Annotated in this window: 14 protein-coding genes; 7 read left to right on the top strand and 7 right to left on the bottom strand. The window is 45.8% G+C overall.

The annotated features are described in order from the left end of the window. The first annotated feature begins 7 nt into the window (after window positions 1–7). Window positions 8–925 (top strand): heme o synthase, encoded by a 918-nt coding sequence (gene cyoE / locus NLG07_RS02530; RefSeq protein WP_254856145.1) that lies wholly within the window; start codon window positions 8–10, stop codon window positions 923–925. Next, complete coding sequence (locus NLG07_RS02525; protein ID WP_254856144.1) at window positions 922–1,611, top strand: SCO family protein; 690 nt, start codon at window positions 922–924, stop codon at window positions 1,609–1,611. Before cyoE ends, NLG07_RS02525 begins: the two co-directional genes overlap by 4 nt. A gap of 53 nt (window positions 1,612–1,664) precedes the next feature. Here the strand turns inward: NLG07_RS02525 and NLG07_RS02520 are convergent, their stop codons facing one another. Continuing rightward, entirely contained in the window at window positions 1,665–2,756 is a 1,092-nt protein-coding gene (locus NLG07_RS02520) for a polysaccharide deacetylase family protein (protein WP_254856143.1), read from the bottom strand. A gap of 111 nt (window positions 2,757–2,867) precedes the next feature. Here NLG07_RS02520 and NLG07_RS02515 point away from each other — a divergent pair, with 111 nt between their 5' ends. Further along, window positions 2,868–3,113: a hypothetical protein gene (locus tag NLG07_RS02515; RefSeq protein ID WP_254856142.1), complete on the top strand. Its 246-nt coding sequence runs from the start codon at window positions 2,868–2,870 to the stop codon at window positions 3,111–3,113. 247 nt (window positions 3,114–3,360) lie between these two features. Then, on the top strand, window positions 3,361–4,731 hold the full coding sequence (locus tag NLG07_RS02510) for an MATE family efflux transporter (protein ID WP_254856141.1): 1,371 nt from the start codon (window positions 3,361–3,363) through the stop codon (window positions 4,729–4,731). A 217-nt stretch (window positions 4,732–4,948) separates the two neighbouring features. Here NLG07_RS02510 and nfuA read toward each other — a convergent pair whose 3' ends face one another. Then, window positions 4,949–5,527 (bottom strand): Fe-S biogenesis protein NfuA, encoded by a 579-nt coding sequence (nfuA, locus tag NLG07_RS02505; protein ID WP_254856140.1) that lies wholly within the window; start codon window positions 5,525–5,527, stop codon window positions 4,949–4,951. A gap of 146 nt (window positions 5,528–5,673) precedes the next feature. On the opposite strand from nfuA, the gene NLG07_RS02500 reads away from it, so the two are divergent. Continuing rightward, a complete protein-coding gene (locus tag NLG07_RS02500) occupies window positions 5,674–8,250 on the top strand; it encodes a M14 metallopeptidase family protein (RefSeq protein ID WP_254856139.1) in 2,577 nt (858 codons plus the stop codon). Window positions 8,251–8,257: 7 nt separating this feature from the next. Here the strand turns inward: NLG07_RS02500 and NLG07_RS02495 are convergent, their stop codons facing one another. Beyond that, the gene (locus tag NLG07_RS02495; protein ID WP_254856138.1) at window positions 8,258–8,917 is read right to left on the bottom strand and encodes a ComF family protein; all 660 of its coding nucleotides are present in this window, start codon (window positions 8,915–8,917) and stop codon (window positions 8,258–8,260) included. Between the two features lie 95 nt (window positions 8,918–9,012). Between NLG07_RS02495 and bioH the strand changes: the two genes are divergently transcribed. Beyond that, entirely contained in the window at window positions 9,013–9,795 is a 783-nt protein-coding gene (gene bioH, locus NLG07_RS02490) for a pimeloyl-ACP methyl ester esterase BioH (RefSeq protein ID WP_254856137.1), read from the top strand. Here the strand turns inward: bioH and NLG07_RS02485 are convergent. The 3 genes from NLG07_RS02485 to greB form a co-directional block, all read right to left on the bottom strand. After that, complete coding sequence (locus NLG07_RS02485; protein WP_254856136.1) at window positions 9,773–12,100, bottom strand: Tex family protein; 2,328 nt, start codon at window positions 12,098–12,100, stop codon at window positions 9,773–9,775. The genes bioH and NLG07_RS02485 overlap by 23 nt on opposite strands. Before the next feature lie 77 nt (window positions 12,101–12,177). After that, window positions 12,178–12,864 (bottom strand): uracil-DNA glycosylase family protein, encoded by a 687-nt coding sequence (locus NLG07_RS02480; RefSeq protein ID WP_254856135.1) that lies wholly within the window; start codon window positions 12,862–12,864, stop codon window positions 12,178–12,180. Window positions 12,865–12,867: 3 nt separating this feature from the next. Next, a complete protein-coding gene (greB, locus tag NLG07_RS02475) occupies window positions 12,868–13,347 on the bottom strand; it encodes a transcription elongation factor GreB (protein WP_254856788.1) in 480 nt (159 codons plus the stop codon). 218 nt (window positions 13,348–13,565) lie between these two features. Here greB and NLG07_RS02470 point away from each other — a divergent pair, with 218 nt between their 5' ends. Further along, window positions 13,566–13,736, top strand: a complete 171-nt coding sequence (locus tag NLG07_RS02470; protein WP_254856134.1) for a hypothetical protein — start codon at window positions 13,566–13,568, stop codon at window positions 13,734–13,736. Here NLG07_RS02470 and NLG07_RS02465 read toward each other — a convergent pair. Continuing rightward, entirely contained in the window at window positions 13,729–16,317 is a 2,589-nt protein-coding gene (locus tag NLG07_RS02465) for a response regulator (RefSeq protein WP_254856133.1), read from the bottom strand. The two genes, NLG07_RS02470 and NLG07_RS02465, sit on opposite strands and share 8 nt — an antisense overlap. Window positions 16,318–16,332 lie beyond the last annotated feature (15 nt).

The following is a 16,332-nucleotide window of genomic DNA, read 5'->3' as shown; positions in this document are numbered from 1 at the left end:
GTTTTTCATGGCCAATACCGTTTCTCTCGCCAAACCAGACCGTTCTAGTATTAAACGCGCAGTTTGGCGTGATTATTACGAAATGACCAAGCCCAATGTGGTATTGTTGTTATTGCTCACTGCGTTAGTCGGTATGTGCTTGGCAACCGAGACTTGGGTCGAGCCGCTGGTACTTGTGGTTGGTCTGTTTGGTATTGGCGCGCTTTCATCAGCAGCTGCGGTGGTCAATCACGTTGTGGATGAACATATTGATGCCAAAATGGCGCGCACCATCAATCGACCGATTGCCAAAGGAAGAGTGAGTAAACAAAATGCCTTGTGGTTTGCGTTTGCTCTGGGAGTGGCGGGCTTTGTAGCCTTAGCCGTCTGGATCAATATGTTAACGGCGGTGCTAACTTTTGCAGGCTTAGTGGGGTATGCCGGTATTTACACCATGTACCTGAAACGTGCAACGCCACAAAATATTGTTATCGGAGGCCTAGCAGGTGCCATACCCCCCTTACTAGGCTGGACTGCGGTAACTGGCGAAATCCATGCTTATCCATTGTTACTTGTGCTGATCATATTTACTTGGACACCCCCACATTTTTGGGCGTTAGCCATCCACCGTGAAAAAGATTACGCCAAAGCTGAGATACCCATGTTACCCGTGACCCACGGAGTGGAATTCACCAAAACCTGCGTATTGCTGTACACAGTATTACTGTGCGTGATCGGTGTCATGCCATATTTAATTGGCATGTCGGATATGTTGTATTTGATTGGCTCATCTGCATTGAACCTTGGCTTTGTATATTACGCTTGGAAGTTAAAATATCACCCAGAGACAGGTACTGCGATGGCGACATTTAAGTATTCAATTATTCATTTGATGTTATTGTTTGTGGTATTGTTAATAGACCATTACGTACCGATAACTCTATGAAATCATTAACCCATCAGCGAGGCAGTGTCTTATACGTCATATTTGGCGTGATGGCATTAATAGTTGGTTTTGCCTTGTATAGTATTTCCCAAAAAGCCAAGGGCCCAGAACAAGCATCAAATACTCAGACTAAACAAGCAGACACACAGTACATGCAGTGGTACCCACAAGCGCGTCAATTAGTCGATTTTAATCTCATCACGCATGAACAGCAGCCAATGACCAATGCGGATTTGCAAGGTCACTGGACGTTGGCATTTGTGGGTTATACTTTTTGTCCGGATATCTGCCCCACAACGCTTGCTCAATTGGGCCGCGCCTTTCCTAAGATTGCGAATATTCCCTCAGAGCACCCGGTTCAGGTATGGTTTCTATCCGTCGATCCCAAACGCGATTCCCCACAACGACTTAAAGAATATGTCACGTTTTTTAACGAAGAATTTATCGCCTCAACAGGTGAGCATAAAGAGTTATATCCTTTGGTTCGCAGCATGGGCATGATGTACTCGATGAGCGATGATACCTCCAAACCAAATTACTTGGTGAACCACTCTGGTTCGGTCGTTGTCATCAATCCAGATGGTAATGTCATTGGTCGGTTTAAACCACAACACATACCCGGTCAAATCGCGATCAGTGATACCGCTCAAATCTTAGCGGATTTACCTGCGATCATTGGTGGTTAGGCGGACGCCCTCTAATGGGAGAAAGCTTTAAGCTAATCTGGAAAAGCCCTTAGCTAATCAGGAAAAGACCCGTCGGCACGTGCCTTAAAAAACGGCTGTGAATACCAGTAAAAACGCCCCGTGTGCTTTTTGCTCGGTGCAGTGCAATTGATCCGCGAGCGTCCGGTCGGAAATTGTTCAGGCAACGGTATAGTCAATACATTCCCATCTCGTGTGGTTTGTATGCGCTCACCTTGCCAAAAACAGCTCACCATCGACATGTAGAAATCCTTATTATCTAGGGTTAAACTCATGCTCGTTGGCATTGGATCAACCACCACAGGATCAGAAATACTGTTACTCAATACCGGAAATGCAAGGCTCGCCAATTTGGTCTTGAGGGTGTTCAAATTAGCATAGCGACCGCCTGCCGGAAAACGCGGAATTGCCCCAAAATCACTAAAACTCGCTACCCCACCAGAGTACTGGGCAAAACTCACATACCCCCGCTCGGTTAGCGTATTTTTGAGCTCAGTATTGTATTCACCAAAAGGATAGGCTAGATATTTCAAAGAATAGCCGATTTTTTCGGTCAGCTGGCGCTCGGCTTCTTCTACATTGCGGACTACTCTATCAAGCCAGGCTTCATCGGATTCATTGTCTAAGCGGTTCAACATGTGCAAATGGTCAAGGGTATGGTTGGCAAAATCCGCCCCTTGCTTCTCCATTATCTCAATCTCCTCCCAAGTGAGCTGATTACGAGCCACACCAATGGCGGGAGGATTGACAAACACGGTATAAGGAAAGCCGTATTGCGCCATGATCGGGTGGGCGTTTTCGATAATATTGGCATAGCCATCGTCAAAGGTAATGGCGATGGTTTTGTCTGGTAGTTTTTGTCCTGATTGCAAAGCTTCAATCATCGCCTTCAGTGGCATCACATGATAATGCTCGGCTAAGTACGCCATGTGCTCGGCAAACACATCGGGGCGCGTTGAGGTAATGGCCGGGGTGTTAGCCGCAACGTGGTGGTATTGCAGGATGACGGCGTTGTCGAGTTGCTTTTTAGACTTTTTGTCATTCTGCGCGAATGCCAGAGAATGAATACTAAGTAATGAGATAAACAAGGATATAGCGAACCAATATCGAACTTGGTGTTTTGCCACTGGGTAATAACCTCCGACGTGTTAAGTATCCCCAATCTATCTCATAAATTTATGATGTTCAATCGTATCTTCTATTCAATTTTCTGTTCATATCAGCATTTGCACTAATGTGTGAGTCCCCATTGTCACCGCAACACGCCTTTGGTTTCTATGGTGTGGATTGTGGTGATCATTGGTGTGATTACTGCCGCAGGGCGGGATAACTTGATCACGCTTGGCTTTGCGTTTATCGTATGGGTCGCCCTGCAAAACATCCTTGGTTTAATCTTGGGCTATGGTGCCGCAAAGCTAGTAAAAATGGATGAACCATCGGCGCGTGCGATTGCGTTTGAATTAGGTATGAAAACTCTGGCTTAGCCTCGGGTATTGCGGTGGAGATGGCAAAAACTGCAACCATGGGTTTAGCACCTGCGAGATTTGGTCCTGTGATGAATATTAACGGGTCAATCTTGGCGTCGTTTTGGCGAAGAAGTGCTAACGGGGATGTAAAAATAACGAAGGATAAGCTATCAGAATAAATTGACTGAATAGAAGTGAGAAAACACTTCGACAATTCATTCTCAAAGACAGAGGTACAGATGTTACCTAACGCACACTTTTTTCTATGACACTACCAACCAGACACCGCACCCTACTCGCCCTGGCTTTGCCCATGATTTTGGCCAATGTCTCCCAACCGATCCTGGGCTTGGTGGATACCGCGGTGCTTGGGCATTTGGGCGATGCACAGTTTTTGGCGGGAACAGCTGTTGGCGCGTTTTTGATTGCACAAATTTTTTGGTTATGTGGATTTATGCGTCAATCTATGACTGGTTTATCTGCCCAGCAAAAAGGGGCGCGGGAGGCGGCGAAGGCATCACAAGGTGAGTGGGATGATCTCGCCCGTGGCTTGCTATTTGCTTTTGCCGTAGGGATATTACTCGCTATATGTCATCCCCCCTTGCTACAACTCATGCAGCACATCACTGACCTGCCAACACTCGCTCAATCAAGCTTGTCTGAGTATTTTGTCATTCGGATTTGGAATGCACCCATAGCCCTGGCGAATCTAGTCGTGATTGGCTATTTGGTGGGCCAGCAACAAACCCGCGCGGTGATGGTGATTCAGGTGGGTATTAATGTGTTGAATATCATCTTGAACATTGTCTTTGTGTTTGGGTTTGATCTGGGGGTGAACGGCGTCGCGATTGCCACCGTCGTCGCTGAATGGTGCATGTTGCTTGCAAGTCTGTATTGCATTGCCAACTTACACCTCAAGGACAACACAGCGAGGTTATCAAGCGATTGGTTCACGCTGTCCGCATTTCGCCGACTGCTAGGCTTAAATCGAGATCTATTTATTCGTGCATTGATGTTGCAGGCGTGTTTGGCGTTTTTGACTTATCAAGGCGCGCGCTATGGCGTGGAAGCGGCCGCCGTAAACGCGATTTTAATGCAGTTCTTTGTGCTCATTGCTCTGGGTTTAGATGGTATAGCCTATGCCATCGAAGCTATGATTGGTGAGCGTGAAGGGGCAAAGAATCGCAATGGTTTATGGGAAGATATTGGTGTATCGCTGATTTGGTCTAATATCTTTGGCGTTGCGATTACGCTTGTAATGGCGCTGGGGTATCCTTGGTTTGTGTCGCTGTTGACCAATCAACCACTCGTCATTGTTGCAGCACAGCCCTATTATTGGATCATGGTCGCGCTACCCTTCTTGGCGCACTGGTGTTATTGCTTAGATGGGATTTACATTGGGCTAACGCGTGGAGATATTATGCGCAATAGTATGTTCATTAGTGCCTTGTTTGGCTTTTTTGGCCTGTATTGGCTGATGCAGTTGTTATCACTTGGGGCGGGGAATATGGCTTTATGGATTGCGTTGTTAGGGCTACAGGTGACGCGAGGAACCACGTTGGGTGGACACTTGTTGTCTATGTATTACCACAATCAAAGCAACCGATTAAAGCGCGACGCAAATATGCCCAAATAACCGTATATTGCTAATACAAATCCGGCAAATAGAGGAGCAATCCCAGCGGTGGCTAGCGAGCTCACACCATACTCAAGCATGATGCACAACAGCCCAAAACGAAAGGTTAGTAAACCATACAAAAAAATGCGCCAACTCCGTTTGGGGTTGGCGCCGTGTCGTTGAATGAAATATTAATATCCGGGACGCATCTGTGGCTCATCCTGAACTAATGGGGTTAGTAATAAGAGTGCTCGCCAGCTTGGTGTTCAGTCGCGTCTTTCACGCCGGTTAACTCACCTGGGAATTGTTCCAACAATTGCTTCTCAATACCTTCTTTAAGCGTGACATCGACCATAGAACATCCATTACAACCGCCGCCAAACTGTAGTACCGCAACACCGTCTTCAGTAATTTCGGTGAGTGTGACTTTGCCGTTGTGCGAAGCAAGCTGAGGGTTTACTTCAGTAGTAATGATGTAATCTACGCGCTCAATGAGTGGCGCGTCTGCATCCACTTTCCGGGCTTTGGCGTTTGGTGCTTTTAGTGTGAGTTGTGAACCCATTTGGTCGGTCACATAATCAATCTCAGCTTCTTCCAAAAACGGGGCTGATTCAGGGTCGACCACGGCATCAAAACCATTAAATGGCAAGCGAACATCATTGGGCTCAACGGCATCTGGCGTACAGTAAGATACACCGCATTCAGCACTTGGCGTACCGGGGTTCACCACAAATACTCGAATGTTGGTGTTGGCTTCTTGGTTCTGTAAGAGTTTGACGAAGTGTGCTTGAGCTGCTTCGGAAATACTGATCATCTCATTATCCTTTGCCAATTGGCGTCATCAGTTATGTAAATCACAATAGGGTAAGTATACCATTATTACTTGAGTAAAACAGTCAAGTATTGGCTTTTTTCATGTTTAATTGCATAATATGGGCAAAATATAAAAAGGACAATGATATGCGACAGATTTTGGCATCAGTATGTGCCCTGTGTATGGTGTTCACTAGTTCACACCTCACTGCCGACAATGTTTTCTACCCCAAATCAGATTTGGATTACCTACCCACGAACGTTTCCTATGACCCCAAAATTAGCCTACCTCAGGAGGTGCTGGGGGATGCGGTTGGTACCTGGCATGTGCGTCATGACCAGCTCGTGACTTATATGAAAACTTTGGCGCAGCAATCGGATCGCATTCAACTTGAGGTCATTGGTTATACGCATGAAAATCGCGAACTTTTGAATCTGACCATCTCTCACCCGGATAACTTGGCTAATCTTGGCGCAATTCAACAAACTCATATGCAGCATATTGACGCAGGTACTCGTCCAAAAAATGACGCCCCGTTAGTCTTGTATATGGGGTATTCGATTCATGGCAATGAGCCTTCAGGCAGTAACGCCGCCTTGTTAGTGGCGTATTATCTGGCAGCGGCCCAAGGCGAGAGCGTTGATGCCTTATTGCAAAATGCCGTGATTTTGCTCGACCCATCTTTGAATCCAGATGGTCTAGCCCGCTTTGCGCAGTGGACTAATATGCATAATGGGCAAAACCCGTCGGCTTCTCCTTATCATCGCGAGCATAGAGAGCGTTTCCCTAGCGGCCGTACCAATCACTATTGGTTTGATTTGAATCGCGATTGGTTGTTGCTCACGCATCCTGAATCCCAAGCTCGTGTAGCACAATATCAAGCGTGGCGTCCGCATATCTTGACGGATTTTCATGAAATGGGTACCAATGCAACGTATTTTTTCCAACCTGGAGTACCTGATCGCACTCACCCATTAACCAATCCAAAGAATATTCAACTTACCAATGTGCTGGCCCAATACCACGCTAAGGCATTAGATAATGAGCAACAGCTCTACTATACCCAAGAGCGCTTTGACGACTTTTATTATGGTAAAGGCTCAACTTATCCCGATGCGCATGGCACAGTCGGGATCTTGTTTGAACAAGCTAGTTCACGAGGGGCACAACAGATGTCAGACAATGGCTTGCTTAATTTTCCGATGACAATCAAAAACCAAATCGCCACGACGTTTTCAACTTTCCAAGGGGCGTTAGAGAATAAATCCGCGTTCTTAAATCATCACGCAGCGTTCTATCAAGAGACGCAAACTCTCATTAAAGAGGATGACGAAGGCGGATTCTTGGTCAGCTTGAGTGATGACCAGACCCGCAACCAAGCGTTTGTCGAAAAGCTCAACGCCCACCGTATTGAACTGTCTTTGCTTGACAAAGACGTGCGCAAAGACAACAAATCTTACCAAGCCGGAAAAGCGGTTTTTGTCAGCCTTGACCAACCACAATATCGATTGCTCAAATCTCTGTTTTCTGAGCGTAAGTCTTTTCCCAATAATACCTTCTACGATGTCTCTAACTGGAATTTACCACTGGCTTATAATCTTGACTATGCGCGTTTGTCCAAACGCGAAGCCAACAAAATCAACGCATCACCGATTACTGAACTGGCCATTGACGCACAGCCATTGCAATCTGGTGCTGTGGCGTATGTCTTGCCATGGCACGATGCTAAAGCGCCAGCGGTATTACAATTTTTATTAGAGCAAGGCGTCAATGTGCGCTTGGCGACTGCTCCGTTCACTGGGAATGACACATTAGGTAATAAACTGAGTTTTACGCCCGGTGCAATGGTGTTTAATGTTGGCTTGAACCGTCACGTGCCATTGTTTGATTTGTTAAACGAAGCACTAGCACAGTATCCAATCAAAATGCACAGCCTCGCAACCGGTTTGACGATTGAAGGCATTGATTTGGGCAGCCCAAGCATGTTACCGCTGGAATTGCCCAAAGTCGCTATTTTGACTGGGGTGGGCGTATCTTCCAATGCGGTTGGCGCAATATGGCATTATTTTGATACGCGGGTTGGTTTGCCATTAACCATGTTAGACAAAGATCGTCTGGCGGATGTGGATCTGTCCAATTTTACGCATCTGATTGTGGTGACTGGTGTCTATAATGACCTCGATGAGAAGCGCCAAGCGCAAATCGAATCCTGGCTTGAGTCAGGTGGTACTTTGATCGGCCAACGTATGGGGTTGAGCTGGCTCAGCGACATGGGCTGGCTGCAAGCGACAGTAAAATCTCGCAATACTGTGCGCAATGCCGTGATGTTTGAGAATATGCAGTATGCCGATCGCAATATTTATCGCGCGTTACAACAAGTCGCCGGCTCCGTGCATCTGGCCCAAGTAGACCCGACGCACCCTCTGCTGTGGGGAGTCACTCACAACCAGACACTGCCACTTTTCAAAACCAGCAGTTTGCTGCTCCAAGCAGACGACAAACCTTTCATTGAAGCGGCCAAGTATACATCATTCCCACTCGTGGCCGGTTATACTGCGCCAGAAGTGAACGAGTTGATTGGCAATACCACAGCACTTGTTGCGCACCGCAAAGGCAAAGGTCGAGTCATTGCCATTGTGGATCCGGTCAATTTTAGAGGCTATTGGCGCGGTACAGAAAAAATCATGGCCAACGCCATCTACATGAGCCCTGCTATCAACTAAAGCGTGGTCAAAGCTCAGCTAACCCAAGGCACCACACAGCAATATACAAGTGTGGTGCCACCTTGTGAATCGCTTGGCATAACGCATTCATCGTTGCCCCAGTGGTGATTACGTCATCGACGAGCGCGATGTGTTTGAGTCCAATCAATGCATGGTGATCCACCGTAAAGGCATTGGAAAGGTTGGCTTCTCTATGTGCTTGTTGTAATTCAGACTGACGTTTGGTCGCTTTTATACGTTTGGCAGCATGTACTAGATGAGGGATAGAACTGAGGGTGCTTAATCTATCTGCAATCAATGCCGCTTGATTAAACCCTCTATGGCGCAGTCTTTTGGGATGCAAAGGCACACTGATCAGAGCATCTGGTAGCGTATCTACCAAAGCAAAGCGTTGCTCATACCAACGATCAGCTAACCATGTAGACAAATCAGCACGGTCGTGAAACTTAATTAAAGGGATCAGATAAGTCAGAGGGTAGCGATACTTATCAAGGCAAATCAATGTATCGCACTTGAGATGAGATAACCGAGGATGCACCCAAAGTTGTTCTAATATTTCTGATTGCACCTGCACATCACTGCGCCACAACATATCCTGTTGGCAGACAGGACAAATGACTGCTGTGCTTGGCATATCGCAGAGTAAACAGATATTAAACTCACGCATGACAGCATAGCATTGGTCGGAGGTATTTTTGCAGGTTTGGATGAAAGAGAAAAACACGGTAAAATGCTCGCATCAAAAAGCTTCAGCCTACCTCAATGACTCAACTTTCACAGCGGATCTTAAGCCCAGATTTAATCACTGATACTCACCCACCTATTGTGTTGTTGCATGGCTGGGGATTAAATAGTGGAGTGTTTGACTCCCTTGCAGAAGATTTGTCACAGTACATGGGGGTAATTTTGCTCGACCTGCCTGGCTTTGGTGACAACGCACATATTCCTCTTGGGGCAATTGAAGAAAGCGCTGAGCTCATTAGTCAGCAACTCCCCAGTCGATGTCACTTACTTGGCTGGTCATTAGGTGGCCTACTCGCTCAACAAATTGCGCTACTGTCTCAGCAAAACCTCGCTAGTCTGTTGTGTATTGCAACGAGCTGCCAGTTTATGGCGCAACCCAATTGGCCAGGGATCAAGCCAGAAGTGCTACAGGCATTTGAAACTCAATTAGCGCATGACTACCGAACAACAGTGCAAAGGTTCCTCGCCATTCAAGCGATGGGAGCGCCTAATGCGAAAGCTGACATATTGGCTTTGAGAGAGGCTATAGCACGTTACCCCGAACCCTGTGAAGCCAGCTTATTGCAAGGGCTGAAATTATTGCAAACGACTGATTTGAAAACTCAAATTGGTGATATTAAGGTGCCCACGTTGAGGCTTTATGGTCGGCTTGATGCATTGGTTCCAGTCAAAGCAGCTGATCAAATCGCCGTACTCCAACCCAAAGCGAAGACTGTTATAATGGAACATGTTTCTCACGCGCCATTCATGTCGGCGCGTGAAGCATTTGTAGAAGAAATTATTTCTTTTGTTTTGCCATAGCGGCGGCAAACGCATCGGCCATACCCCCACTGAGATTGGCGGGTTGTGCACTGCGCTGTCTGCCACTGTAATGATTCTGTTGTGGTTTGCGTTCGTTGCGTTGTGAGCCAGAAGGTTTCGAGACTTTTTCTGCAACGATTTCATCATTCAGGCGCATCGTAAGAGATATGCGTTTGCGCGCAATATCCACTTCGACCACTTTGACTTTGACCACTTCGCCGGTTTTGACCACATCTCGAGGATCGGAAATAAAACCATCAGTCAACGCAGAGATATGCACTAGACCGTCTTGATGCACCCCAATATCGACAAAGGCGCCAAAGTTTGCAACGTTCGATACCACGCCCTCTAAGATCATGCCCGGCAAAAGATCTTGTATGGTCTCAACACCTTCTTTGTAGCTAGCGGTTTTGAACTCAGGGCGAGGGTCTCGTCCGGGCTTTTCTAATTCACTCAAAATGTCTTTAACGGTAGGCTCCCCAAACGTCTCATCAATAAAGTCAGCAGGTGCTAATTTACGCAATACCCCAGTATTTCCGATTAAATCATTGACTGCCTCACCGGTTTTGAGCAAAATTTTGTCGACCACAGGGTACGCTTCAGGGTGCACAGATGACGCATCTAATGGGTTTTGTCCGCCGTTGATACGCAAAAATCCAGCCGCTTGCTCAAACGCTTTGGGCCCCAAACGCGCCACTTCCAATAAATCTTTGCGCGAACCAAAGGCACCATGCGCATCACGGTGAGCCACGATGTTTTGTGCTAAAGTTTTATTCAATCCTGAGACATTAGCTAGCAAAGACGGCGATGCGGTATTCAAATCTACGCCAACCTTGTTTACACAATCTTCAATGACCGCAGTCAGAGACTGGCCAAGATGCGATTGCGAAACATCGTGCTGGTATTGGCCAACGCCAATGGCTTTGGGTTCGATTTTAACTAATTCTGCCAGCGGATCTTGTAAGCGACGTGCAATCGATACGGCACCACGCAAAGAAACGTCTAAGCCTGGTAGTTCTTGTGAGGCCAGTTCTGAAGCTGAATATACTGAAGCTCCAGCTTCACTTATGATGATTTTTTGCACTTTGAGTTCGCTGTGTTGCTTAAGCATCTGGGCAACCAGCTTGTCTGTCTCACGCGAGCCGGTGCCATTACCAATACTGATCAAATCCACTTTGTGTTGCTGACATAACATCGCAAGGGTACGAATGGATTTATCCCATGCATTTTGTGGAGGATGGGGGAAAATCGTAGCAGTTGCTACCACTTTACCCGTGGCATCGACGACAGCGACTTTGACGCCTGTGCGAATACCTGGGTCAAGTCCCATAGTCACTTTGGGTCCAGCTGGCGCGGCCATAAGCAAATCATTGAGATTTTTAGCAAAAACATTTATCGCTTCGGCTTCGGCTTTTTCTCTTAATGCATTGAATAGTTCGGTTTCCAAAGAGAGTAAAATTTTGATTTTCCACGTCCAGGTTACTACCCCTTGGAGCCATTTATCCGCCGGTCGACCGGCATCGCTGATGTGATAATAAGCCGCGATCATATCTTCGCATTCTGAGCGGGTCAAAGGGCTTTCAGCATTTGGGTCAAGCGTAATATTTAAGGCTAAAAAGCCTTCATTGCGACCGCGAAACATTGCTAGGGCACGATGCGAGGGAACGGTTTTGTATTTTTCTTGATGGGCAAAATAATCGCTGTATTTGACGGCGTCTTGTTCTTTGCCAGCCATGACTTTGGCAACGACAAAGCCATGCTGTTGCATGTGGCTACGCAGTTTTTGCAGCAACATGGCATCTTCTGCAAAACGCTCCATCAGAATAAACTTAGCGCCATCTAACACAGCCTTGGTATCGGCAAACCCAGCATCGACATTGATATAAGCTTCCGCTTCGGTTTCTGGCGTGCGTTCAGGTTCGCGATAAAGTAAATCCGCGAGTGGTTCAATGCCCGCCTCAATGGCGATTTGGCCTTTGGTGCGGCGCTTTGGCTTGTAAGGCAGATATAGGTCTTCTAATAGTTGCTTGGTTTCTGCTGAGTTTATCTGTGCCTCAAGCTCTGGCGTCAACTTGTCTTGCTCACGAATGGACTTGAGAATGGTTTGTTTGCGATCAGCTAGCTCACGTAGATAGCCAAGGCGAGTCTCGAGAAGACGCAACTGAGCATCATCCAGACCATTGGTGGCTTCTTTGCGGTAACGTGCGATAAACGGAACCGTGGCGCCTTCATCTAATAAGGCGACGGCGGCTTGAATTTGTTGAGGCTGAACGGATAGTTCGGATGCAAGAGTTTGGATAATCATGAATGCTGGAGAATATCGGAAAAAACAGCATTATACTGGCAATGTGATAATGGATTCAACCAGCCTAATCAGAGTATTTACGTCCTAAATGCATGTAGATATTTGTCAATGTAAAACGCTTTCTGCTTGCTTTTGTACTGCATGACATAGCGGGGATGCTCAAGCGGTACGATGTCATCAAAAAAACCATATTGTTGATTCAGTTTACACAAAAAATCGTAGTTCTTGCCATTGCCAAATACAAAGACTCGCTTAGTACAGACGCCTAACGCAATTTGGTCACGAAGTGCTTTGAGAATAAACGGCATCACCGCATCGGTAAGCGCTTTACTGTCGTAATAGTTGTAGTTGACTTCACGTCCTTTGGCATTGAGTTTGGTAAAGCCTAATGGGCAAACCGCACCAATAAAAATATCGCGGTAGAATGCCTCGGCACCACCGTATGCTTCAATCACATCGTAAACGAATACCGATGATGGCTCATGTAAGATAAATGGCGCTTCAATCCCACATACCTCGGCGAGTCGTTTACTGTCGGTAAATGGAATACCAGTTGCTCCAGCGCCTAAGCGCCCTGGGTTGATGCCCAAAATGAGCCTGCGAGGCCGATCATCTGAGTAATATTTGCGATAGAACTGATCAGAAATAGCACGGCTTTGACTCCCTTCAACATATGGATTCATCATGCGCACCCCTTCGGGTAGAGGCATGCTTGCGTCTAAGCCGTGATTAAACTCGATCACTCTTTGGGCAAAGCTCGTCATAGATTACTCACTGTCATAATGGATGTCGTTGATAAAATACAATGTTTTTCCATTGGGTGTGCGCACTTCGACTTCATCATCGACTTCTTTGCCGATCATAGCTCGCGCAAGAGGCGAATCAATTGAGCAGGGTGCGCGATGAAAACTCACTTCATCTGTCCCTACAATCTGAACGGTTTTGCATTGCCCTGCTTCATCTTCTAGCGTCACCCAAGCACCAAAATACACCTTACCTTGTTGAGCTTTGTTCGGCTCCACCACGGTCACAGCTGCAAGGCGCTTGCGCAGATGCCTTACCCGGCTATGGATTTGCCGTAACCGACGTTTATTCATAGCATAGTCGGCGTTGTCCGAACGATCACCAAGGCCAGCTGCCCAGGTGACTTTTTGGGTGATCTCGGGACGCTCCACTCGCCATAGCTGGTCTTCTTCGGCTTGTAAGGTGCGATATCCTGTTGGGGTAATTAAATTGGCTTTTTGCATACCTGATGAAATGGCCGACAATGAATGATTATGATTTAGTGTACCAAAATACGGGTAAACACCGACAGTAAATATCGACAAAGTAAATGCCTTAATCGATTAACATTCATAGCGTGAATGTTTGATATGTCGCAAATTCCCATATCGTCTTACGTGCAAGCTTATATTCTTTTGCTAATATACAAGATGAACCCTACAAAATTACAAGAGAACACAACATGAATACCCTAAATTACCAATCATTCATGAATACCCCAAGCGATGCATTATATTCATCGCATAACGAGCCAGTGATGATCAGCAACGGTGAGGAAATCACTCACGTTGTTTTGACTGCACAGGAATATCAGAAGTTACAGCAACAAGCAGAGCACACTACTACTAATTAAGGTGTTTCTTAACAGTAAAATAACCGATTTTTTCGAGCAAAGTAGACTTTTCAAAAGGCTTTGCTAGATGGCCATTCATACCTGCGGCTAAACAGGCTTGCTTATCTTCATCCATGGCATTTGCCGTCATGGCAATAATGGGGATGTGTCGCCAATTATTGTGCTTGCGAATATGCTGAGTGGCGGTAATACCGTCCATTATGGGCATCTGCATGTCCATCAAAATGATATCAGGCAGGCGTTTCTGGTCTTTTAAATAATCCAGCGCCTCATGTCCATTTTCTGCAATATCCACGCTGTATCCCTCTGATTCGAGCATATTCAGCGCCACTTCTTGATTGATGTAGTTGTCCTCTACTAGCAATATCCGGATGTGGCGAGTCAGTTCGTCTTTGCCAACTAAGGTCGACTCTGAACGCTGTATTTTATGAGATAACCCTTCCAAAATCGTTTCGTACAAACTCGACTGCGTGAGTGGTTTGATAAACACACCATCCACCAGTGTCAGCTGGTCCGAAGCAAAATGAGCTTGCAAGCCTTCGCTTGCACTGAGCAACATATACACTAAGCGATTGGAAAACGCTTTGGTCAAACTGGCAATTTGTTGTAAATCAGAGGTCAATTCTTGGCGTTGGTCGTTGCGATCAATAATAATCACCATGGACACACTAGGCAGTGCTTGAATTTGTGAAAGCAGTTCAATTCTGTTGTGACAGACAAAGGTTGGCCAACCAAAGTTACTGGTCATTTTGGGTATAATATCTAATGCTAGTGCATTATCCGTATAAATAATGGCATGTACGTCGTTGAGCAGAACATGATTTAAGTTATCTATTGCGTCTTTATCCAAATGCGGCATCTCAGCTTTGCTTAGTTTCAACGTAAACGAAAAGACCGAGCCTTGATGTTCTTCAGAGCGCACTTCTAGTTGACTGTCCATCAGCGCCAGCAATGATTGACAGATATGTAAACCCAACCCAGTACCGCCGTATTTTTTTGAATCCTGTTCGTGGACTTGTACAAAACTGTCGAAAATACGCGCTTGATTCGCTTGTGAAATCCCAATCCCAGTGTCTTCCACTGAGAATGCTAAGGTGACCATTTTGTCACTTGTTGCAAGCTGTTGCACAGTGAGTTTGACATAACCATGGTCGGTAAACTTAATAGCGTTATTGCACAAATTGAGCAATATTTGGCGAATCCGAATATCATCGCCTAACAGATATGTATTGAGATTGGGTTCAACATCAAACCACAACTCGATGGACTTATCTTTGATCGAACTGGACAACAGCGTACCCACTTCACGCAACAAGGTATCCAACCGAAAGGGATGTTCCGAAATATTAAGCTGATTGGCTTCGAGCTTACTAACATCCAAGATGTCATTGAGGATGCGAGCGAGAAGTTTTGAAGAGTTAAAGCCATTGGTAGCATAGCTCATTTGCTTATTGTTCAAAGGCTCATTTTTGAGCAATTCAAAAAAGCCCATAATACCATTGAGTGGGGTGCGTAATTCATGACTCATGTTGGCCAAAAAGCGCGTTTTGACACTGAGCGCATGGTCGGCTTTCTCTTTAGAGACAGTGGCTTCAAAAGTCGTTGCTTGTAAGCGAATTAAAGCTTTATAAATCCATGCCATCAGTGCAATAAAAATAAGTGTGGCAATCAGTAGATACGGCAACAAGGTTTGCTTTTGTATAGTTTCAAACAAAGAGCCTGGACGTTTGAGTGGATAAGCAACAAATACCTGTGGACGCAGGATATCTGAATCTTGTTGCATATAGTGTATTCGACCCAAATACCACTGGTCGTCGATGTATCGGGAGCCATTAGATAATGCCTGCCATTGCTCGAGGTGTTGTTTGGCAAAATTTGCCTTAGGTCGATCAACTAGCCATCCCCACAATTGATTGATGTTCGGATGCGCCAAAAAATACCCGTGCTCGTTGACCAAATAAATTTGGTCTTTGACCACATCTGCCAGATCCGAAAATAACTCAGTCGATGAGTAATTGATGACAATGAGACCCAGTGGGTGTTTCGCGATGAATCGAATCGTTGGATTATAAGGGATTTGTACTTGACCAAACTCTTGGTTCAAATCAAAGTCTGTGATTAGAACTTGTCCTGTCTCGAGCTGTATGCCATTGATAAAGTAATCTCGATTCGCTTTATTTTGCAAAGTATCTGGGGTAATCACGCGACCATCTGTTGGACTATTTTCAATCCTCAGTAGCTCATCGCCATTGGTATCAATAAATCGAATTTGTTGATATTTATTGTGGGTGATAAGGATGTCAGTCCAATGTTGTAATATATGTTCGCGTTGAGAGAGCACAGAATCTATAGTGCCGAATGGCACACCGCGATTGATTAATAGCAAGTCTTGAACTACGTTGGAAAACTCTGCATCAAAGATGTTCTCAAGTAGGGTAACTTGATTTTCAACTCGGACAACCTCTAGTGCTTTTTGCTGTTCAACTGATTGTTTGAGCTCAAGCCATACCAAACCACCTAACACGAAGATAATGAGCAATGAAGGTATCAAAATCTGGAGTAAGGTAAGACCGCGTTTCATTCATAATCCATGATA

Origin of the sequence: Alteromonas sp. LMIT006, from assembly GCF_024300645.1 — a bacterium.
In the GTDB taxonomy this organism is placed as follows: Bacteria; Pseudomonadota; Gammaproteobacteria; order Enterobacterales; family Alteromonadaceae; genus Opacimonas; species Opacimonas immobilis.
This window is presented reverse-complemented; position numbering and strand designations above follow the sequence as displayed.